Origin of the sequence: Acetobacter sacchari (genome assembly GCF_017377715.1) — a bacterium.
GTDB classification, from domain to species: Bacteria; Pseudomonadota; Alphaproteobacteria; order Acetobacterales; family Acetobacteraceae; genus Acetobacter; species Acetobacter sacchari.
In genome coordinates, this window is record NZ_JAFVMF010000005.1 from 130,978 (window position 1) to 153,603 (window position 22,626).

General features: G+C 60.2%; 15 protein-coding genes, 1 tRNA gene and 1 pseudogene. 10 read left to right on the forward strand and 7 right to left on the reverse strand.

From position 1 onward, the window contains the following. The 8 genes and pseudogenes from hpnC to J2D73_RS05850 form a co-directional block, all read left to right on the forward strand. A pseudogene (gene hpnC / locus J2D73_RS05815) lies at positions 1-912 on the forward strand (squalene synthase HpnC); the annotation flags it as partial. A gap of 66 nt (positions 913-978) precedes the next feature. Then, on the forward strand, positions 979-1,884 hold the full coding sequence (gene hpnD, locus J2D73_RS05820; protein WP_207880426.1) for a presqualene diphosphate synthase HpnD: 906 nt from the start codon (positions 979-981) through the stop codon (positions 1,882-1,884). A gap of 2 nt (positions 1,885-1,886) precedes the next feature. Next, complete coding sequence (hpnE, locus tag J2D73_RS05825) at positions 1,887-3,206, forward strand: hydroxysqualene dehydroxylase HpnE (RefSeq protein WP_207880236.1); 1,320 nt, start codon at positions 1,887-1,889, stop codon at positions 3,204-3,206. Between the two features lie 177 nt (positions 3,207-3,383). Beyond that, on the forward strand, positions 3,384-5,384 hold the full coding sequence (shc, locus tag J2D73_RS05830; protein ID WP_207880239.1) for a squalene--hopene cyclase: 2,001 nt from the start codon (positions 3,384-3,386) through the stop codon (positions 5,382-5,384). Beyond that, positions 5,374-6,087, forward strand: coding sequence for a phosphorylase family protein (locus tag J2D73_RS05835; RefSeq protein ID WP_243429687.1), 714 nt, complete (start codon positions 5,374-5,376; stop codon positions 6,085-6,087). The genes shc and J2D73_RS05835 overlap by 11 nt, the downstream gene beginning before the upstream one ends. A 290-nt stretch (positions 6,088-6,377) precedes the next feature. Continuing rightward, complete coding sequence (locus J2D73_RS05840; protein WP_207880241.1) at positions 6,378-8,882, forward strand: glycosyltransferase family 2 protein; 2,505 nt, start codon at positions 6,378-6,380, stop codon at positions 8,880-8,882. Positions 8,883-9,196: 314 nt separating this feature from the next. Continuing rightward, a complete protein-coding gene (locus tag J2D73_RS05845; RefSeq protein ID WP_207880242.1) occupies positions 9,197-10,438 on the forward strand; it encodes an acetate/propionate family kinase in 1,242 nt (413 codons plus the stop codon). 65 nt (positions 10,439-10,503) lie between these two features. Further along, positions 10,504-12,870, forward strand: coding sequence for a phosphoketolase family protein (locus tag J2D73_RS05850; protein ID WP_207880244.1), 2,367 nt, complete (start codon positions 10,504-10,506; stop codon positions 12,868-12,870). Positions 12,871-13,216: 346 nt separating this feature from the next. Here J2D73_RS05850 and J2D73_RS05855 read toward each other — a convergent pair whose 3' ends face one another. Then, entirely contained in the window at positions 13,217-14,683 is a 1,467-nt protein-coding gene (locus tag J2D73_RS05855; RefSeq protein WP_279380896.1) for a glycosyltransferase family protein, read from the reverse strand. Positions 14,684-15,467: 784 nt separating this feature from the next. Continuing rightward, a tRNA-Gln gene (locus tag J2D73_RS05860) sits at positions 15,468-15,541 on the reverse strand. A 181-nt stretch (positions 15,542-15,722) separates the two neighbouring features. Here J2D73_RS05860 and J2D73_RS05865 point away from each other — a divergent pair. Continuing rightward, complete coding sequence (locus J2D73_RS05865; protein WP_243429688.1) at positions 15,723-17,036, forward strand: Ppx/GppA phosphatase family protein; 1,314 nt, start codon at positions 15,723-15,725, stop codon at positions 17,034-17,036. Next, positions 17,036-17,857 (forward strand): RlmE family RNA methyltransferase, encoded by an 822-nt coding sequence (locus tag J2D73_RS05870; RefSeq protein WP_207880248.1) that lies wholly within the window; start codon positions 17,036-17,038, stop codon positions 17,855-17,857. Before J2D73_RS05865 ends, J2D73_RS05870 begins: the two co-directional genes overlap by 1 nt. A 30-nt stretch (positions 17,858-17,887) precedes the next feature. Here J2D73_RS05870 and J2D73_RS05875 read toward each other — a convergent pair whose 3' ends face one another. The 5 genes from J2D73_RS05875 to fzlA form a co-directional block, all read right to left on the reverse strand. Then, complete coding sequence (locus tag J2D73_RS05875; protein ID WP_207880250.1) at positions 17,888-18,856, reverse strand: D-2-hydroxyacid dehydrogenase; 969 nt, start codon at positions 18,854-18,856, stop codon at positions 17,888-17,890. Between the two features lie 434 nt (positions 18,857-19,290). After that, complete coding sequence (locus tag J2D73_RS05880; protein WP_243429689.1) at positions 19,291-19,701, reverse strand: hypothetical protein; 411 nt, start codon at positions 19,699-19,701, stop codon at positions 19,291-19,293. A 277-nt stretch (positions 19,702-19,978) separates the two neighbouring features. Further along, a complete protein-coding gene (locus tag J2D73_RS05885; RefSeq protein ID WP_243429690.1) occupies positions 19,979-20,236 on the reverse strand; it encodes a hypothetical protein in 258 nt (85 codons plus the stop codon). A 201-nt stretch (positions 20,237-20,437) separates the two neighbouring features. Beyond that, positions 20,438-21,646: a BaiN/RdsA family NAD(P)/FAD-dependent oxidoreductase gene (locus J2D73_RS05890; RefSeq protein WP_207880252.1), complete on the reverse strand. Its 1,209-nt coding sequence runs from the start codon at positions 21,644-21,646 to the stop codon at positions 20,438-20,440. Between the two features lie 23 nt (positions 21,647-21,669). After that, positions 21,670-22,338: an FtsZ-binding protein FzlA gene (gene fzlA / locus J2D73_RS05895; RefSeq protein ID WP_026399268.1), complete on the reverse strand. Its 669-nt coding sequence runs from the start codon at positions 22,336-22,338 to the stop codon at positions 21,670-21,672. Between the last annotated feature and the right edge of the window lie 288 nt (positions 22,339-22,626).

A 22,626-nucleotide genomic window follows, 5' to 3' on the forward strand; every position in this document is an offset into this window, starting at 1 on the left:
ATGTCGCACGAGCCCCAAAATTTTGAAAAAGAGAGCAGCGCTGGCGCCGAGCCGGTCGATCCGGCGGCGCCTGACGTAGCCATCGATCCTTGGCGCGCGCCGGACGTGTCGTCCGGCAAGGGCGAAGGCGACGAGAATTTTCCCGTAGGCTCGATCCTGTTCCCGAAGGTTCTTCGGGAGCATGTGCACGCCTATTACAAGTTCGCGCGAATCAGCGACGACGTGACCGACAGTTCTCTGCTCTCGCCGGAAGAGAAGGTCGCCCGTCTCGACGCGATGGAGGCGATCCTCCGCGGCGAAGCGGAGGCTCCGGATCGCGCGGATTCCGGCTCCTGCGCCACACTTCGCGTGAGCCTGCTGCGAACGGGTCTGCCGTTCGAGGTCGCGACCGATCTGCTGGTCGCGTTTCGGCAGGACGCCACGAAGGCGCGTTACGACACCTTCGCGGAACTGCTGGATTACTGCCGTTACTCCGCGAATCCCGTTGGCCGCTTTCTTCTTCTTCTACACGGCGAGCACGAGCGGACTTTCCCTGCGTCCGACGCGCTTTGCACCTCGTTGCAAATCCTGAATCACTTGCAGGACTGCAAGGAAGATCTGCGGACGCTGAAGCGCAGCTACCTGCCGCTCGACTTTCTGGCGCTCCATGGCCTCGACGCAGACGCGGTTCTTGCGACGCACATGTCGCCGAAATTGCGCGCAGTGTTCGACGCGCTGCTCGACGAGGTGGATGCGCTCAATGAAAAGGCGGCCGGGCTGGTTTCGCTCGTGCACGACCGGCGGATGCGTATGTATTGCGGCGCAGTCATCAATCTGGCCTTTCGCCTGGCTGCGCGACTGCGCAAGGGTGATCCGCTGGCCGATCGGGTGGCTCCGGGGCGGGCTGACTTCGCCCGCGCCGGTCTCGCGGCCGCAGCAGCCTGTCGTGCTGTGGCGAGCCGTAAGGGCGCTGGCGCCAGCTCTGCCGAAGGGAACGACATGAACGCAGCGAAGATGGCGCAGCCGCTTGGTTGCGGAGTGGGGGACCTCGCGCGGGTCGAGGGTATTGTGCTGCAGGCGGGAACGTCTTTTGCCGCTGGCATGCGCGTGCTTCCGGAAGAGCGACGTTTCGGCATGTACGCGGTCTACGCGTTCTGCCGCATCGTTGACGACATTGCGGACGGCGACGCCGCTCCGTCTCGCCCCGGAGCAGAGGGCGAAGCCGATCGGGTCGCGCAGCTCGACGCGTGGAGGGCGCGCGTTGCGCGTCTGTTCGCGGAGCCTGAAGCTGGTGTGGCGGAAGACTCGTTGGACCGCGTCCTGCGCGCCACGATCCGGCGTTTCGATCTGCGGCAGGCTGATTTTGAAGCGATCATCGACGGCATGGCGATGGACGCGTGCGGACCGGTCGTGGCGCCGGATGAGGCGACCCTCGATCTGTATTGCGACCGTGTGGCGTCAGCTGTCGGCCGTCTGTCCGTCCGGGTGTTCGGAGATGCGTCCGAGATGGCGGACAAGGTCGCGTTCCATCTGGGACGTGCGCTGCAGTTGACCAACATCCTGCGCGACATCGAAGAAGACGCCCGTCTGGGCCGACTTTATCTGCCGCGTGAATTGTTGACCCGCTATGACGTGCCGCTGGAGCCGCGCAAGGCGCTGACGGCTCCGGGGCTTGCAGGCGTCGCGACAGTGCTTGCCTTTCGCGCGGACGACCATTTCCGTCAGGCCTTCGTCGCGATGGCGAAGTGTGATCGTCGCGCCATGATCCCGGCGCGAATGATGGGCGGCTCCTACGCCGCGATTCTCAAGGCGCTGCGTCAGCGGGGCTGGGCGGATATCGCGCGACCCATCCGGGTCGGCAAGTTTCGCAAGATCGCCGGCATGGCGCGCGCGTTCGTCGCCTGATCATGGCGCGTAGAGTTCACATTGTCGGCGGCGGTCTGGCCGGGCTGTCCGCCGCTGTCGAGATCGCGGGCAGCGGGCAGCATGTGATCGTGCATGAGGCCGGTCCGGCATGCGGCGGCCGCGCGAGATCCTACGAGGATCGCAAACTCGGACGACGCATTGACAACGGCAATCATCTTCTGCTGACAGCGAACGAGGCCGTGTTCCGCTACCTCGCGCTCGTCGGCGCGCACGATACGCTGACCGGGCCGGACCGACCGATCTTTCCGTTCGTCGATCTGGCGGAGTCCGGGAGGTGGACTCTCGATCTGTCGATGGGGCGCATTCCCTGGTGGACGCTCAGCCCCGGGCGCCGCGTCCCGGGGATGCGGCTCAGCGAACTGGCCAGCCTCAATCGCCTGATGAAAGCGGGGCCGGACCAGACGGTCGCCGAATGCCTGTCGCACGGAGCGTTCTCACGGCGTCTGCTGGAGCCGTTCTCCATCGCTGCCCTGAATACGATGAGCGACGAGGCGAGCGCCGCTCTGCTGGGCTATGTGGTGCGTGAGTCGTTGGCCAGGGGCGGGAGGGCCTGTCTGCCGCGTTTTCCGAAAATCGGCCTGTCGGAAAGTCTCGTCGATCCGGCGCTGGCGCATCTCGACGTGCTCAAGGCGGAGGTCAGGACCGGCAGTCGCGTCACCGCGATTGACGTTGCCGATGGACGCGTGACAGCGCTGCGTTTTCCAGATGATGTCGTCGATGTCGGGGATGACGACGTGGTCATCCTCGCTGTTCCGGCGCAGGTGGCGTCTTCTTTGCTGCGCGACGTTGTGCAGGATTTCGACGCGCCAGACCGGTTCGAGAGCATCCTGAACGCGCATTTCCGGCTGGACAGGCCCCCTGTGGCTCTGGGCTCGCTCGGCGAAGCCGGTTTCATCGGCGTGATCGGCGCGGTCACGGAGTGGGTGTTCCTCAAGAACGATATTGTGTCGGTGACAGTCAGCGCCGCCAACCGTTACGCCGACCGGGATCCGGAGGAACTGACCGCAGTCATCTGGAACGAGGTGCGGCGCGCGCTGGACGCCATGCTCGACACGCCGTTGCCGCTCCAGCCCGCCGGAACGCGTCTGGTCTGGGAGAAGCGCGCGACGTTCGCGGCGACGCCGGATCAACTGCGTCGAAGGCCTGAAGCGCGGACCTCTCTTGCAAATCTTGCGCTGGCCGGAGACTGGACGGCGACGCAATTGCCCGCCACGATTGACGGCGCCATTCGTTCCGGCGTCGCTGCAGTCAAGGCTCTTGGCCTGCGTGGGCCATATTCGGAGAGCAGCGCGAGGCGCTGATCGGTTTGGGTTTTACAGTCGTGCGTCGGTGCTGTTTTGCCTGCGCTGCGAGAGAATACGGGGCGGCCCAAGTGGTCGCCCGGAAGATTGATGTCCGGCGTCGAGTATCCCGTCCGTGAGCCTTGTTGGGCGACGCGTCCGGGGGTAGTCGGATTCGAGGAGGGATGACTGCAGATCATGTTGGACGTCACGGATTCCGCTGCCGATACACTGCCGACGGGTGTCGCGGCGCCAGCCGCTCCGGTGTTGGACCCCGGTGAACTCGACCGACTGGTCAGGAATGCGCACGCCGCTCTCTCCAGTCGGCAGCGTGACGATGGCCACTGGGTGTTCGAGCTTGAATCGGATGCGACAATCCCGGCCGAATATGTGCTGCTGGAACACTTCCTTGATCGTATCGACGACGAACTTGAACAGAAGGTGGGTGTTTATCTGCGTCGTATTCAGGGCGCACATGGCGGTTGGCCGCTTTACCATGATGGCGACTTCAACATTTCTGCCACTGTGAAGGCGTATTTCGCGCTGAAATGTATCGGCGACGACATCGACGCGCCGCATATGCGGCGCGCGCGAGAAGCTATCCTTGCTCACGGCGGCGCGGAGCGCACCAACGTGTTTACGCGCTTCCAGCTCGCACTTTTCGGGGAGGTGCCATGGCGCGCGATGCCGGTCATGCCGGTCGAGCTGATGCTGCTGCCGCGTTCGGCGTTCTTTTCCGTGTGGAACATGTCTTACTGGTCGCGGACGGTCATCGCGCCGCTGCTGGTGCTCGCAGCGCTGAAACCCGTGGCGCTCAATCCCCGCGATGTGCATGTGCGAGAGCTTTTCGTCACGCCGCCGGAGAAGGTGAAGGACTGGATACGCGGCCCCTACCGCTCGACGTGGGGCAGGGCGTTCACCGTGCTCGACAAGGTGCTGCGCCCGGCGACGAAACTCATTCCTGCCTCGACGCATCGGCGTGCGCTTGATGCGGCAGTGCGGTTTATCGAGCCGCGTCTGAACGGACGTGACGGACTGGGCGCGATTTACCCGGCCATGGCGAATTCCGTGATGATGTATCGCGCGCTCGGCGTCCCCGACAGTGACCCGCGCGCCAGCACAGCCTGGGAGTCCGTCCGGGCGCTGGCGATTGATCATGGCGACGAGATTTACTTTCAGCCGTGCGTTTCCCCGATATGGGACACTGGGCTGGCCGGTCATGCGCTGATTGAGGCTGCGTCTGGTCAACAGGGCGTGGAGCCGGAGAAGACGAAGGCGGATCTCTCCAAAGCAGGAGAGTGGCTGCGGTCCAAACAGATTCTCGACGTGAAGGGCGACTGGGCGATCAACCGTCCCGACTTGCCGCCCGGCGGCTGGGCGTTCCAGTACGGCAACGATTATTACCCGGACGTCGACGATACCGCGGTCGTCGGCATGTTGCTGCACCGCGAGGGCGACCCGGCTAGCGCCGAGGCGATCGAGCGGGCGCGCCAGTGGATTATCGGCATGCAGAGCAGCAACGGTGGCTGGGGCGCATTCGACGTCGATAACAACAAGGAGCTGCTGAACCACATTCCGTTTTCGGATCATGGAGCGTTGCTTGACCCGCCGACGGTCGATGTGGCGGCGCGCTGTATTTCCTTTCTTGCGCAACTCAAAAACCCCGAAGACCGGCCCGTCATCGAACGCGGGCTCGAGTATCTGCGTCGGGAGCAGGAGAAAGATGGCTCCTGGTTCGGGCGCTGGGGCACGAACTATATCTACGGCACGTGGTCGGCCCTGTGCGCCTTCAACATAGCTGGCGTCTCGCACGACGATCCGGCGGTGTCGCGTGCGGTGGAGTGGCTGCGCTCCGTGCAACGTCCGGACGGCGGCTGGGGTGAGGGGTGTGAGAGCTATGAAGATGGCCCGCGCGGCGCTTACAAGGAAAGCCTGCCGTCGCAAACCGCCTGGGCTGTGCTTGGCTTGATGGCGGTTGGCCGCAGGGACGACCCTGCGACGGCGCGTGGCGTGGCGTGGCTGGCCAGCCAGCAGGACGAAAACGGCGAGTGGCAGGAACAGCCCTATAACGCCGTCGGATTCCCGCGCGTGTTCTATCTTCGTTACCACGGGTACAGGATGTTCTTCCCTCTTTTGGCGCTGTCGCGTTATCGCAATCTGGAAAACAGCAACTCACGGCAGGTCGCCTTTGGCTTCTGACGCCGCACCCGGCGGCTCGCTCGCCGTGATCGACCGGAATGTCGGTTTCCTTGTCGGCCTGAAAGCCGAAGCGGCTCTGTTGCGCCAGTTTTTTCCTGACGCGCCGATCGCGATCAGCGGCGCTACGCCGGAAGGAGCGCGACGAGGCGTCGACAGGCTGGTCGCGTCGGGGGCGTCGGGGTTGGTGTCTTTCGGGCTCGCGGCCGGACTCGATCCGGCGCTGGCGCCCGGAAGCATTATTATTCCCGACGCAATTGCGGTGGACGGACGGGTCGTTCCGTGTGACCCGAGGCTAAGACGCGCGCTCGGGGCGAAGGATGGCGTAACTGTGGGCGGCGCTCTGCTGCACAGCGACACGGTCGTTCTGAAGGCGGAAGACAAACAGCGCCTGGGTCTCGAAAGCGGCTGTTGCGCTCTGGATATGGAAAGCGGCTTTGTCGCGCAGCGAGCGCGTGAGGCGCGCCTGCCGTTCGCCGCGTTGCGGGCGGTCTGTGATTCCGCGTCACGTACACTCCCGCCCGCGACGGCGTTCGCCCTCAGCCCCGAAGGGGGGGTGAAGATTGGTATGCTCTTGCAATCTCTGGCGCAGAACCCGGCCCAGATCGGCGGGCTCATAGCCATTGGTCTCGACGCGGGCCGAGCGCGCAAGGCGATGGCGCATTTCCTGAAAATTAACCGACCGTCCGTAAGGTTCTCGCGTTAAGAGTTGCGCAGTGTTTGGGGGCCGCATTGTTGTCTGAGTGGCGGGAATGCGGCAGGGTGTGCTGTGAATTGAGCTGGCCGGTTTGACTGGCTGTGGGGAGAGCGCTCCGGCACATAAGAAGCGCTCGTCGTACGAGCGGACCAGGATTTTGTAATCGGAAGCGGTGAGCGCCATCCGCCTGATCTTTAATTTTCGCATGTTTTTTACACGCCGGGTTTGAACGCTTCGAGGTCACTCACCTCGTCCGGGCGGCAATGCTCCGGTGGCCATGTTGACGACGAGGATATTCGATGAACGCTCCCCTGGCGACGACACGGCGCGTCGCTCAATTCGCCGGTTACTTCGATAGTCTCGATGGGCGCGAATTGAGGGGGTGGGCCTGCAATCTTGCGTCGCCACGTGAGCCTGTAAAATTGCACGTTCTGCTCGATGAGCAGGAAATAGGCACTGTCGTCTGCGACCAGCTCCGTCAGGATGTTCAGGCCAGTATCGGCGTCATGACGCCGCGTCTGGGATTCGCGTTCACTTTGCCGGACTCCGTGGTCGACGGTCTCAAGCACCGGCTTGGCCTGCGTTTTCCTGACCGGTCGATCGTGCCATCTCTGGCGGCGAATGACGGGCAGATACGGCACGAAGATATCGTTTTCATGCTGGCGCCACGGTTCAAGTTCGACTCGTTTGTCGATGGATTCCGGGCCGGCGCACTGCGCGGCTGGGTTCAGCGTGTCGATCCTGCCTCCGGGGCGAGGCTGGGGGCGTGCGACGTGGCGATCCATATGGACGGAGCGCCGTTCAAGCAGGTCAGGGCGGATCGGTTCCGTGGCGATGTCGCGGCGGCTATCGGCGGCGACCCGAATTGCGGGTTTGAGGTCGCGATTCCACGCAATCAGCGGCGTGCCGGAGCGCATCGCTTCAGCTTCCACGTCATCCCTGAAAATGTCGAGCTGACTGGGAGTCCGGTCGTAACCAGCGTGGTCGATGACCAGTTGGAGGCGCGACTGCTTTTGTTGGGCGAAACCGTTGATCGCTTGCATCGCGAGATATCGGCGTTACGCACGCAGATCGCGGATCTTACGCCGAAGGCGCGTCATACGCTTGGTGATTATGACGCCTGGGCGCGTGAGTATTTCGATTTGCTACGCGCTCGCGTCGCGGAGCGCCGCGTGGCGTCTGGAGGCGGAGCTGGCGAGCAACCGTTGGTCAGTGTTATCTGTCCCACCTACAAGCCCGATATGGACCACTTCATCGCGGCCGTGGAATCCGTGATCGCCCAGACCTGGACCAACTGGGAACTTATCGTCGTTGATGATGGGGGCAAGTCTCTTGAGGTCGCTGCACGCCTGGCGGAATACTGTCGCTCCGACCCGCGCATCAAGTTGCTGCGTCTGCGCAAGAATGTCGGCATTGCCGGAGCTACGAACGCCGGGATAGCCGCGGCGAGGGGGAAATGGATCGCGTTTTTCGATCACGATGATCTGCTCGTGGATGTTGCGCTTGAGAGCATGTTCCAGGCGGGTCATGGGTCTGAGGCGAAAATCATCTATTCCGATGAAGACAAGATAGATGACGCCGGCGTGTTTCAGGAACCGAACTTCAAGCCCGATTTTGATTACCGTTATCTTCTGGGATGCAATTACATCTGTCATTTGACCCTCGTGAGGGCCGATATTTTGCGCGAGGCAGGGGACCTGCGTGCGCAATATGACGGGGCACAGGACCACGATCTCATGCTTCGGTTGACGGAAATCGTCCCGCGGGATGAGATTCTTCACGTTCCTGAAGTTCTGTATCACTGGCGCAAGACGCCAAATTCGACCGCCACGACGGTCGCTAACAAGCAATATGCGGTGCAGGCGGGCGTGCAGGCGGTCACCGATCATCTGAGAAGAATTGGTCACACGGCGGAAGTGAAAGCGCTTAATGAGATCACGATTTATGATGTAAGGTGGTCCTTGCTGCGAACGCCGGACGTGACGATTATCATACCGTTCAAGGACCAGATCGATACGACGCGTGAATGCGTCGAGCGATTGCTTGAGAACACCGATTATAAGCATTTCAATATCGTGCTCGTCGATAATTGGTCTGCGACACAGGAAGCTGCGGATTTTTGTAAAGAGATCGTTCGCGACAAACGCGTCAGCGTGATGTCCGTGCGAGAGGAATTCAATTATTCTCGCCTGAACAATCTGGCGGCTGCGAAAAGCCAGTCCGAATTTCTATTTTTCATGAACAACGATCTGTTCATGCATGATCCGCAATGGCTGTCGATTGTGCTGTCCGAGGCTCTGGTGGGGGATGACATCGGTGCGGTCGGTGGCAAGTTCCTTTATCCAAGCGGCGCGGTGCAGCATGTCGGTGTCGCGGTCGGGCCGGACGGAGTGGCGACGCACGTGCATCGCGGCCTTCCGGGAAATGATTACGGTTATATTGGGCGGGCGGTGCTGTCGCACGAAACGACAGCGGTAACCGCGGCTGGCATGCTCGTTCGAGCCGAAGCGTTCCGCGAGGTCGATGGATTCGACGAAGTAAATCTGAAGGTCGCGTACAACGACGTCGATTTCTGCCTCAAACTGCGGGACGCCGGTTGGCGGATTATACAGTGCAACGATTTCGTGGCCGTGCACCACGAAGGATTGTCGCGCGGCAGCGATGACCGACCGGAGCATGAGGCGCGCTTCCAGGAGGAGACACGACACATGCATGTAAAGTGGGGCAATAATCCGCTGTATCTTCGCGATCCAGCCTATTCGCCCCATTTTCGCCTTGAGCAGAGTTACTACGATCTTGCTTAACCGGACGGCGCGAATTGATCTCGATCATGTTAAGTAGGATTCGATTGGCATAAGCTGACTGCGGTAGGGTAGACTGCTTTCGCTTGGTATCCGTTCATTGGTGTTACGCTGGATTGTCGACGTCTGGCGTCAACGCCCGGAGCGCTCCTGGGGGCGTCGGTTTAGCTATAACCCTATGGACTTCTGTGCTTCGCGAATAGCTTTGTTCATTCAAAAAACCTTACTCTGGCAGGGTTTATTCAAAAGGGTGTGGTCAGGCGGGGGCTCCCCAGTGGCGTTTTTCAGTCAATAAAGACACGGCAAGGGAGAGAAACATGGCCGAAGCCGTTGTCGCTCTGAACGCCGGCTCATCGAATCTCAAATTCAGTGTCTATTCTGATGGACAAAATAGCGACCGCGCTTCAGAGGCGGCGCTAATAAGTGGATTCATCGAAGTTGACGGAACGCGCGTCCGTTTGCGCGCAACGGGAAGTCAGGGAGAGACGCTCGCGGACGAGGCCCTGGGTGGAGAGTCAAATGTGGAGGCCTCTTCGTCCGGTTGCTTCTCGGCGCGCACGCTAACGTCCCTCATTCACTGGATAGAGGCTCGCCTTGATGACGTTCGTCTGGTCGCAGCCGGGCACCGCATCGTGCATGGAGGCAGCCAATACGTCGAACCGGTTCGCATAACGCCTCAGGTTCTGAAAGACCTGGAGGCGCTGACGCCATTCGATCCGCTGCATCAGCCTGCGTCTCTGGCGCCAGTACGCGCGCTGGCGCAGGAGTGGCCGGAAATGCCGCAAATTGCCTGTTTTGACACAAGCTTTCATAGCGGCATGCCCGATGTGGCGACCCGTTTCGCGCTTCCCCGGCGCTATAGGGACGCGGGGGTCCGGCGTTACGGGTTTCATGGCCTTTCCTACGCCTATATCGCTCAACGCCTGCCGCAGATTGCATCGGACATCGCGGAGGGCAAGGTGATCGTAGCGCATCTGGGCAGCGGCGCGAGTCTGTGCGCCATGCGTGAACGAAGAAGCGTCGAGACCACGATGGGGTTTTCCTCGCTGGACGGCCTGATGATGGGCACGCGAACAGGGCTCATAGACCCGGGGGCGCTCCTTTATATGCTCGGAACGGAACAGCGCAGCTACGAAGACCTCGTCGATATCCTGTACCATCAGTCCGGTTTGCTCGGCGTTTCTGGTCTTTCAGCGGACATGCGCGCGTTACGGGTTGCGCAGGACAGCGAGCCGGTGCGGCAGGCGCTCGACCTGTTCACTTACAGGATCGTGCAGGAAATCGGCGCATTGACGGCGACTCTTGGTGGCCTTGACGCGCTGGTGTTCACTGCGGGCGTTGGAGAACATGACGCCGAGCTTCGTCAGGACGTCTGTAAGGCTCTGAACTGGCTCGGGGTCGAGCTTGACGACGCAGCGAACCGAGTGGGGAAGGGCGTTATTACGACTTCTGGTAGTCGTGTTCGCGTTCTGGTGGAGCCGACCGATGAAGATGTCATGATCTTGCGCGCCGTGCGAGATCGTCTTCATGACGGAGACCCGGTCGGCGCGGGGCATTGAAGAAAACAATCGAATCCGGCGCATTAAATCGTGATCGGGATAAAACGAATTCACAGGAGTCGACGATGACAGAGACGCCGAAGACACCGTTGAGCCAACAGGAACTGGATGTATTCGAACGTTGGTGGCGCGCCGCCAATTATCTGTCCGTCGGACAAATCTATCTTATGGCGAACCCGCTGCTGCGTGAGCCGCTGACTCTGGAACATACGAAGCCGCGCCTGCTCGGGCATTGGGGAACCACTCCAGGGTTGAATTTTCTTTGGCTGCATCTGAGCAGAATCATACGGGAGCAGGACCGGGATATTCTTTTCGTCGCAGGGCCCGGACATGGCGCGCCGGGCGTCGTCGCCAGCACCTATATGGAAGGCACGTATTCGGAATATTTCCCGGAGGTGACCCGGGACGAGGCGGGCATAGGTCGGCTGTTCAAACAATTCTCGTTTCCGGGGGGGATTCCCAGCCACGCTGCCGCCACCACGCCGGGTTCAATCCATGAGGGTGGAGAACTGGGATACTCGTTGTCCCACGCCTATGGGGCGGCTTTCGATCATCCTGACCTTGTGGTCGCTTGCGTGATCGGAGACGGGGAGGCTGAAACCGGGCCGCTAGCGGCGTCCTGGCACTCCAACAAGTTTCTCAATCCGACCCGGGACGGCGCCGTATTACCGATTCTTCATCTCAACGGCTACAAGATCGCGAATCCCACGGTTCTTGCGCGTATTCCGAAGGGCGAGCTTGAGGCGCTGCTGCGTGGATACGGCCACGCCCCGATTTTCGTCGAGGGCGACGATCCCGAAACCATGCATCAGGCGATGGCGTCGGCGATGGATCAGGCTTTCGCCTCCATTCGTGAAATTCGGAATGCTGCCCGTGCCGGGGATACTCCGTCTCGTCCGTGTTGGCCGATGATCGTTCTCCGCAGCCCGAAGGGTTGGACCGGACCAAAGACAGTTGACGGTCTGAAGACGGAGGGGTTTTGGCGCGCGCATCAGGTTCCCGTCGCGGATCTCGCCAAAGGCGATCATCTGGCGGTTCTTGACGCGTGGCTGCGTTCCTACAGACCGGAAGAATTGTTCGACGAGCAGGGCAGGCTGTACGACGATATCGCAGAGCTTGTGCCAAAAGCCGACAAGCGGATGAGCGCGTCGCCTTACGCTAATGGCGGCTTGTTGCGGCGCCCCCTGCGTCTCCCAGACTATGCAATGCACGCGGTAGCTGTCAGTGGGCCCGGGCAGGCGACGGCGGAGGCGACGCGCGTTCTTGGCGGCTGGCTGCGAGACGTCATGACGGCCAATCGGGATCAGGCCAATTTTCGCGTCTTGTCGCCGGATGAAAACAATTCGAACCGGTTGAATGCGGTGCTGGAGGCGACCGATCGTGCGTGGGAGGCCGCGCGATACGACTACGACGACCACCTGGCGCCCGATGGGCGGGTCATGGAAATCCTCAGCGAGCATACTTGTCAGGGGTGGCTTGAGGGCTACCTGTTGACAGGGCGGCATGGTTTTTTTTCGTGCTACGAAGCGTTCATTCACATCGTTGATTCGATGGTGAATCAGCACGCAAAATGGCTGAAAACGTCTCGCGAGGTTCCGTGGCGGCAGCCGATCTCTTCATTGAATTACCTGATCACCTCGCATGTCTGGCGACAGGATCACAATGGATTCAGTCATCAGGATCCAGGATTCCTGAATCACGTTGCTACGAAAAAAGCCGATATCGCACGCATATATCTGCCGCCTGACGCCAATACGCTGCTGCATGTCGCCGATCACTGCCTTCGCACCCGTGACGTCATCAACGTGATTGTCGCTGGAAAGCAACCGGATTTGCAGTGGCTGGATATGGACGCGGCCATCAGTCATTGCAGCAAGGGCGTAGGCATATGGGAGTGGGCGAGCAATGATCGCGGCGAGGAACCGGATGCGGTGGTCGCCTGCGCGGGCGACGTGCCGACGCTTGAGGCTCTGGCTGCGGTGAAAATCCTGCGTGAGCAGATGCCTGATCTGAAGCTGCGTTTTGTCAACGTCGTGGATCTGATGGCTTTACAGTCTCCGGAACAGCATCCTCACGGGCTTCCTGGCGAGACATTTGATGCGTTGTTTACGCTCGATAAGCCTGTGATTTTCGCTTTTCACGGGTATCCGTCTCTTATTCATACGCTGATCTACAAGCGCGCAAACGCCGCCAATTTTCATGTCCATGGGTATCGAGAGGAAGGAACCACAACCACTCCGTTTGATATGACGGTTCTCAATCATCTGGACAGATTTCATCTGGTCTCGAACATTGTAAGACGTGTGCCACGTTTTGCGGCGCGCACGGCTTACGTTGAGCAGTCGGTCAGGGATAAGCTGGTGCAGCATACGCGGTACGTGCGCGAGTATGGCAAGGATATGCCAGAGATCAGTGAATGGCGGTGGGAGTGATCCGGTAGGGGATAGTCAGATCGAATGAGCCCATTCGGTCTGACTATGCCAGCGTGGACAGAGAGTTGTGTCCTTGAACTCGACGCACATCACTCCTGTGAGTCGGCGCAATCGTGCCGCCCAATGCACCTTGCGCTATGACTATCCTGATGATGCTCAATGTCGTGATCGTGTTTGTAGCGTGTAGTACGAAATATTGTTGATTTTCTTATGGAGTGTGCCCTCCAGTCCAGATCGTCAGGACAGATTAAACGATATGCGTCGCGGGAGATTATGCAGCGGTCATTGACGAAAAACCTTTGTGTTGCAATCACCTTCGTGGAAGAAGAGAAAAAATTTCAATTCGCTATATATGGGGTGATTCGAGCGATCTCAGTTTTTTTGAAAACTGATCATAATCCGGAGTATCGTCGCAAGATGCTCCGGTTCTGTAGAGGCAAAATTGATCGTGACATGAAACGATCTTGAATCCGTTCTCGAATATAGAAACCGTTTTCTTTCCTAAAAGATAATCGTAGCGACCGGCATTGAGAGATACTTCTGCGGGTGTGGTAAAAAGATAAAGAGCCTTTCCCGAGCGCATATAGCTGTATCCGCCAAAAGTGCCCCATGTCTTGTCGGTGTTGAATATGGCAAGTCCACACATGTCTTTCTTCTTGTTGGCTAGCATCTGCAATTTTATCGGGTCGCTTTTTTCTTTCATGTGTGGCGCAAACGTGGAAATAAAAACGGAGACGCATGTGAAAATTTCCGCAGCGATTGCTCGCCGTAGGACAATGCGTCCCTCGACGCGAAGCATACGCGTCAAAGACGCGGCGGCGCAGAGTATAAGCAATGGCGTCGCCGGATATATGAATGACGCTTCTTTGTGAGGAATAGCTGAGTGGTAAAGAATGAGGAATATCGCGGAAAGAAGTGGCGAGCGCGCCTCCGCTGGCGTTCTTGAGGCGAGAAAAAACACGGGAACGGTGGCCGCTCCCCAGTAAGTCGTTATTTTGTAAAGATAAAAAAATGGACTTCTGCATCCAAAAGTGTCGGCTACTCCCATGACGCTGTTGACGTAGTAGTTATGGAAAATGGATTGAAAAGGGTAGGAGAGAGTCAGTCCATCCACCAGGCCGAGCAGCGCGATCGGAGGAAGAAACCCCACCACAAGAGGAAGGAAGCTACGCCGTAGCCCGAGTTGCCATGTAGTAAGGCCAATTGCGAATAACGCTGCAGGACCGAATTGAAATCGCACTGCAGTTGCTGCTCCAAGCAGCATGGATGACGACGCCAGCAAGATGAACACTCTTCGAGCGGATGCGTCTTTGTAAAAAACGGCTGTTATGTTGGCGAGTATGACGCCAGTGGCGAGAAAGTTTCCGCCGAGCGTCTCTCCAAGCGTTCGGAAACCGGCGCACGCGATGTCGGGCCATAGCGCCGCGGCAACACCGCATAGCCAGAGCCCTCTTTTCTGATCCTGAAGCCATCCGTGCAGCAAAAATACAGCCACGACCATAAGAGAGGCGATAGAAAATAATATGCGCACGATCAGCGGAGATTGTGCAAAACCAAACGCGTCTTCGGCCTCTATGATTTTGGAGATGGCGCCAGGAACAAGCCAGGAACGTATGCCCTCGCGCCAATCCCAGGTCGTCACTGCGTGGTGCCCGGCGCGTCGAAGCGCCGGTTCCAGATACTGGAAGATCTCATCCGCTCTTGCGCCTCCTGGATACAGAACGGCCAGCAATATCCGGACTGCCAATGCGCTCGCGAGTAGGGTCAAGGATAGAGGTAGCGGACGGATGCCAGTACGCCCGACACAAAACATCTTTATGATTTCCCAAACTTAAATGTTAGAAAAATTCTTACATTATCTTGTGATTTAATAAATTACTTATATGAACAGAAAGATGACGGTATTCTGTCCAAAACATTAAAATTGCAACAAAATGAAATATATATTTTTTACTGTATATATTTATCTCTTTTCAGAACTGTATGAATATTTTTGTATTTTCCCAACAAAAAACGATGTTTGAAACGACGATTGCCACGCTTCGATATGTGGGGCTGCGTGTTCAGCGATGTGACGATTGTTGAAAATACAGAATTAGGACCCTGAGGGGCTGCTCGGCTCCTCTCGGCTGCGATACCGCAATTTGTCGCTCGTGGAATGCCCGTATCGTCGAAGGGGAACGGTGATGGCAACGTAGGCATGGCTGGTCGGCAGATTGACCGCTGGACGACGCCATAATCGTGCGGGATCACCGCTCGGATGGCGATACGATTGGTCGCCCTGAGGATACTTCGGACTCGTTTGAACTCATGAACTGGTCTGGAGTAACGTGCGCCTGTGGGGCGCTCGTTCTCCACTGTCATCACCGTGTGAAGCTATCGCGAAATTTTCTGTACATCATGTATCTGGCGTCGCGGGCTGAAATCGCTGCGACTAAGTGTCCTCTTAAACATAGATAGCCGCCGCGTGTGCGCCGATGAACGTGGACCCCCCGGTTCATAGCGGGCGGCAAGCATAGCTCATCCGACGTTACGGGTGACTGTATGACAGCCATCGTTACGATTGGAGTCATACGATTTCTGAGTAAGGAAATTTGTGGCTGGGGGACCTGGATTCGAACCAGGGCTGACCGGGTCAGAGCCGGTAGTTCTACCGCTAAACTATCCCCCAAGCGGGTCAAACATTAGGGCAGCTCAGGGCTGCCCGTTCGACGAGGAGGCTCGTAGCACCCCAAATTTTATTCCGCAACCCCCGACTGCGTGCGTTTGCAAGAGAGCGGAAATTTTCTCTTGCGGAACATCTTCGTTTCTTGAAATATTATTTTAGATTACGTCGTTCAGAGGACCAGGCGATGGAGCAGTCCGACGCCAGGCTCCGTAGCCAGGCGCCAAATTTAGAATTTCCCTCCGGGTGCAACCGTCAGATTTATTCGACGGGGGGAAGGACGGGCTTCGAGCATGGCGGCCGTCACGCTACAAACCGGCGCGACGAAGCGGCTGTGAGTGATGGGTCGGCTCACGCGAAGCAGCCCGGCGCAGAGTGGGGGCAGGTTGGGGACCGACACTGTTCGGATCGACGCGGGGACCGTACGGCCGACGGCCTGTTCGCCGCCATTGACCTTGGGACTAATAACTGCCGCCTTATGATCGCGGCCCGGACCGCTGCCGGTTTCAGCGTGCTCGACAGTTATAGCCGCATGGTTCGGCTCGGTGAGGGGCTCCAGAAGTCGGGTGAACTGACCGATGAGGCGATGGGGCGCACGATCGAGGCCGTGCGCGCCTGCGCGGTGCGCATCGAGAAACGGCGCCCGGTCCTGATTCGCGCCGTAGCGACGGAGGCATGCAGGCGCGCCGCCAATGGCCGCGCTTTCATTGACAGGATTAGACACGAAACCGGCGTCGCGATTGATATTATATCGAGCCGCGAGGAGGCCGAGCTTGCAGTCGAAAGCTGCGCGAGCCTTTTGTTGCAGGCCAGGGGCGGGCAGGGTGAGACAGCCGCTTCGCCTGCCGCCAATCGCGGCCTGTTGCTGGATATCGGCGGGGGTTCTACGGAGATCGCCTGGGTCCGTCTCGATCCCGAACGCCGGATACATGAGGTGATCGGCTACGTCAGTATTCCTGCCGGAGTGATCACCCTGTCCGAAAAATTTTCCCGCCGTCGGCCCGGCGTCTATCGGGCGATGGTTTCATATGTGCGGAAATATCTGGAAAATTTTGAGGCGGTGCATCGCATTCGCGGCGAGTTGCAGCGTGGCAACGTGAGAATGGTCGGCACAAGCGGCACGGTGACGACGCTGGCCTGCCTCGATCTCGATCTGGCGCGCTATACGCGGTGGGCTGTTGACGGGCATTACCTCGATCGTCAGGCTTCGCAGAAAGCGATTTCTCGTCTGCATCGGATGGGGATCTCAGGCATGCGGGCGCATCCATGCATCGGCCCGGAACGGGCGGCCTATGTCATGCCGGGTTGCGCCATCTTTGACGCTGTTCAATCGATGTGGCCTGGCGGCGTCATCGTCGCTGATCGCGGTCTGCGGGACGGCATGCTAATACGCATGATGAAGGGGGCTGCTCAGGCGAACATGCGCCGGGACGGCCCCCACCGCGCCGCGTCGGCTGACGCGAGCGCCACCTCTGGCAGGGAAACGTTGTTTTCGATCTGATGTCCAAATCTTCTTCTGATGGCGAAACGCCCACCGGCCGCAACCCCGGCCGAAAAAGCGATGTTCGCAAGGCGGCGCCGTCGCGCGTGCCGGGCCGGGGACAGGCGCGCAAGGCGGCGCCGGGCGCGCGCGACGGCGCCGCCGATGGCGCGGCCCCGACCAGTCTGCGCACGAAATCGGTGTCGCTCAAGAAAACCCGAGGCAAGACAACGGCCCAGCAACGTTGGCTGGCGCGTCAGCTCAATGACCCGTATGTGCAGGCCGCACAGAAACAGGGATGGCGGTCGCGCGCGGCGTTCAAGTTGATCGAACTTGACGATCGTTTTCACCTGATCAAGCCGGGGCAGCGCGTGCTCGATCTTGGCGCGGCGCCCGGTGGATGGACGCAGGTGGCTGTCAAACGCGGCGCCGCACGGGTCGTCGGCGTCGATCTTCTCCCTGTCGAGCCGGTGGCCGGGGCGGAGATCGTCGAGGGCGATTTTACCGATCCGGACCTGCCAGCTCGTCTGATCGAGATGCTGGGCGGGAAGCCGAATGTCGTGCTCTCGGACATGGCGCCGAATACGACCGGCCACGCGCCGACGGACCATCTGCGGATTATCGGGCTGGCCGAAAGCGCACTGGATTTTGCGATCGAGGTGCTCGCGGATGGCGGTTCGTTCGTCGCGAAGGTGTTTCAGGGTGGTTCCGAAAAGCAGATGCTGGAGCCGATGAAGAAGCTGTTCGAGACAGTTCGCCATGCGAAACCCCCCGCCAGTCGCAAAGATTCGAGCGAGCTTTATGTGGTCGCGACCGGGTTCAGGCCGAACCGGGGCGCCTGAAGCGCCACTCGGCGATCGCGGCGAACGGCGCTATGCGACCTGATTGATCAAATTCTCGCCCAGTGCAATGCGTCGCGCATTCTCGCGCAGGAGGTGCGCGACGCGCGCCTCGTATTCCGTCGTATCGCCAGCGCCGTGCGGAGAAATCACTACGTTCGGCATGTCCCAGAGCGGAGAGTCACCCGGCAGCGGTTCGCGCTCGAACGTATCGAGGCCCGCTCCCGCGATTTTTCCCTGAGCGAGAGCGGCGATCAGGTCTGCTTCAACGATGATCTGCCCGCGCGCGACGTTGATCACAACGGCGCTCGGTTTCATCCTGTCCAGCACTGCTGCGTTCAACATTCCGATGGTCTCCGACGTCGCAGGACAGGTCAGCAGCACATAATCGGCGCTGCTCGCCGCCTCGGCGAAGCGCTCGTGTGGCTCCACGCTGACATCCAGATCCGCTGGCGCTGCGGCGTTCTTACGGACCACGGTCACGCGCATGCCGAAGGCCAGACACAGGGCGGCGAGACGCGAACCGATAGCGCCAAAACCGACGATCACCGCGTGGGCTCCGTCCAGTTCCCGCCGTCGTAACGCTCGATCCGCCGACAGGCGTCGCCATTGATGCGCCCGTTGCGCGTCACGATCAGCGGCGAGCTGACGGGACAGATTGAGCGTCAGGCCGATCGCATGTTCGGCCACGGCGGCGGCGTTGACCCCGCGGGCGCTGCACAGCGCAACGCCACGTTCTCTGAAATCGTCGAGATCGTATTGATTCACGCCGGAACTGATCGATTGCAGCAGCTTGAGCTTTGGAGCCAGCGCCAGAAAACGTCGCTCCCACAGCGTCACGGTCACAAGAATTTCCGCATCCGGAAGGTGTTCGAGCAATTCGGTCTTGTTGGCGACCTGCACGCAGGGAGGTGGGTCTTCCCAGGTTTCCACGATGGATTTTATGTCGAAAAACGGATGAGCGACGACAATCTTCGGTTTGCCTTCAGCCCATAACGACATGTCTCTCTCCTGTTCGCGCCGATCAAATTACGGTCTTTGACTCTGTATCGGTATCGATTCAATCCAGCGAGCGTGTTTTTGCCGTCGCGATGGCGCCGCAAATGTCATCGGCACTGGCATTCGATCCGACCGGCGCCACGGACGGTCGCAAAGTGCGACTATTGTCATTCGAAAACCGAAAATAAAATGAAATCCGGTTGATAGATGAATGAGGATATTAAAATGGCGAATAGCGGCCGCAGATAACGTGCGCCTGTAGCGGCGCCGGCCCGGCCAGAAAACGGTCGATCCGCAGGGCGAATCGCCACAAGGCGCCCGCCTTTGTTCGGGCGAATTCCCGCTATGCTCAGCCTTGTTCCTGAATGGGAAGACCTGTCCCGTCGCGTTGATCGGCACGGCGTCTGATGCGCGGCCGCCGACACGACAGTTCGGTTTTACATGGAGCGTGCGGCGATCGCGGACAGGGTGGCGCCGATCGCTGCAACAGCCATCAGGGCGATGCCATCGAAAATCAGGCCGGAGGGAGTCAGGATATGCGTTCCGACCACGATCTGATGCGGGATGGCGTCGGCGATGTGCGACATTACATCATGCGCCTGTGCGTCCACACTGCCTGCGCTGGAAGAGACGGCACCGACGACATGGGGCAGGGCGGCCCAGCCGACGCCAAGGATCAGCGCAAGAGGAGCCAGAAGCTCGGCGATCTGCTGAGCCATGTAGAAGGCGAAATAAACGACCGACCAGATCGCGATCCGCACGAGCGGCAGCCACCGCTGAAGATTGCCCCTTGCGTCGGCCGAATGAGATGTTCGGCGCGCACTCAATGAGTCGCGGCTGGCGTCCATGGCTAACGTCTTTCTTTCATCGGAAGTGGTGCGGTCGTGACACTCAATCGCGGACCAATCGAAACGGCAGCCGCGCTATATCCCTTGGACCTAGCGCCCGTCTCCCTGAAAAGCAATTCCCAGACGCGTCTGATGCGAGAAATGCGCAGTCGGCTGTCAACAGGCCCAGCCTTCAGCCGCTTGTCGAAACGCGAATGGAAGGGCCTTTTCCTGCCGCACAGTGTCCGCGCAGAGCTTCAAAGCGCAACAGTCCGCCGACGCTTCAGCTCATGCAGCCTTACTTGAGATAGACGCGTCCGTAGGAAGCCGCGCCCAGACCGGGGCAACTGCAGGGCGCTCCCAGCGGCGTCGCGGTCGGAAGCTGGCACGTATAGAAACCTGCCTTGCATGTGCCGCCCAGCGGCGTGTTAGGCGGATATGAACCGGGCGCCACCGGCGTGCCAGGCTGCCCCGTGCATGCCGCCAGTGCGAGGGCGGCAAAAACTGCGGCGGCCTTAACGGGACGAATCCGGCGAATGGACGGACGTGAAATCATCTGAACGCAAGCTCCCTGGCTTCGATAACGTCTTTCGTCTCTGACGGCATACGAGCGTGACCTCGCGCCGCCGCTTTCCGCTTAACGTTCGGCCAATAATGAAGATGCAGCTCGTAACGCTGCTTTGTAACTATGAGCGCCGTTCATGGCATGTTTGCGGCATGCTGTTGCGCTGCCGCGTCGGGCGTAGCCCGCTAGGCGCTAGGCGCTAGGCTCGTCTCGTTCTTCGGCGATGGCGAGACCCGCCGCGCGCCCACTCGCCCAGGCCCAATGAAAATTATATCCGCCCAGCCATCCGGTGACATCCACGGCTTCCCCGACGACATACAGCCCGGGAACGGAGTTGCACTCCATGCTCCGGGATGAGAGCGCGCGCGTATCGACGCCGCCGAGCGTCACTTCCGCTTTCGCATAGCCCTCGGTTCCCACCGGGGTCACGATCCAGTCATGGATCGCGGCGGCGGCCGGACGAATCAGACGATCGGACCAGTCTGCGGCAGGCTTGTCGCCCAACAGGCGTGGCGCAAGCGCCTCGGCGAGCCGCCGGGGCAGCCAGTTCGCCAGTACGGCGGGCGCGTGGGCGCGTGGGCGTTCCCTTCGGGCGGTCTGAAGAAGAGAGAGCGGATCCTGGCCCGGCAGGAGATCGACGCCGAACGGTTCTCCTTCGCGCAAGTAGGACGAAATTTGCAGAATCGCCGGGCCGGACAGGCCGCGATGCGTGAACAGCATCGCCTCATCGAAATGCATTTTCCCGAACCGCGCCCGGACCGGCAGCGAAACCCCCGACAGATCCTTCATCCATCCAAGGTCGTCGTTCCCGACCCGTAGCGGCACAAGACCCGGGCGCGGCGCAATGACAGGGACGCCAAAGCGGCGGGCGAGGTCATAGGCGAAGCCGCTGGCGCCGATCTTGGGGATCGACGGGCCGCCCGTCGCCAGAACCAGCGCCGGAGCCTCCATCACTCCACGGCTGGTCGTGACGCGGAACAGATCGCCGCGCGAGACGTCCGAGACGCTTTCGCCGAGACGCATGGCCACGTTCCCCGCCGCACACTCGTCCAGCAGCATGGAGAGGATGGCGGTGGCCGAACCGTCGCAGAATAGCTGGCCAAGTGTCTTTTCGTGCCACGCGATCCGATGGCGATCGACCATTGCGATGAAATCGGCTGGCGTGAACCGCGCCAGAGCCGACCGCGCGAAGTGCCTGTTGCCGGAAAGAAAACGATCGGGCGCGACGTGAAGGTTTGTAAAGTTGCAGCGACCGCCGCCGGAGATCAGGATTTTCCGTCCTGCCTGCGCGTTGTGGTCAATGACGGCGACGCGTTTGCCCCGCTGGGCCGCTGACAACGCGGTCATGAGGCCGGCCGCCCCGGCGCCGAGCACTATGGCGTCAAACGCCTCAGCTTTCATGGTCGCGTTGCTTCTGTGCGCGGTCAGAAATCGAGATTGGCGTAATAGGCAGGGGGATTGATCCCGGAGACCCGGTCGTTGAGCAGGGGCCGGAAGCTGGGGCGGGACTTGATGCGCGCGTACCAGTCATGCGCGGCGGGCGTCTTGCTCCAGTCGATGTCGCCGATGAAATCGAGGCAGGACACATGGGCCGCCGCCGCGAAGTCGGCGAGCGACAATGCGCCGCCCGCGAGCCAGCTCCGTGATTCCGCGAGCTGCCCGATATAGTCGAGATGCGGCTTGATGTTGGCGTACCCGACGCGCAGCGCCGTTCCGTCGGGGTTGCCGCGACCGCTCAGGCGCTTGAACACCTTTTCGCCGAGCAGATTGTTGGTGACGTCGCGCGCAAATTTCTGGTCGAACCACGCGACCAGCCGCCGTATCTCCACCCGCTCCGCGAGCGTGCGCCCGAGAAGGCACGGGTCCGGATATGCTTCCTCAAGATACTCGCAAATGACGTTCGAGTCCGGAATGACCAGCCCGTTCTCCTCCACGAGAACCGGAACCTCCCCGGCCGGGTTGAGGTTCGCGAACTCGCGACGCTGCTCCCAGACGCGTTCGGTGAGCGGCTCGAAAGGTAGTCTCTTTTCGCCCAGCATCAGCCGCACCTTGCGGCAGTAGGGCGACAGGGGGAAATGGTGAAGGATGCGCATGACGCACGATTTACGGCATCGTGGGCAGCCGCGCCAGTGTGTAACCCGTGCGTGGCGCGCATGCTCGGGCGACGCAAGACGTATCGCACGCGAAACGCCGTCCCGCCTCACTTCGCCACTGCGATTGGCGTTTTTCGCTCCTCAATCGTGTTACGGGTGATGACGCGCACCCGCACGGGTTGTCTGGCGGAGGCTGTTTCGGGCTATACGCAATAGATGGTTCGACGCGGCGGTTCGCTGCGCGACGACGATTGAAGCGGAAAGACGACCAGATAGTGACAGCCCCGA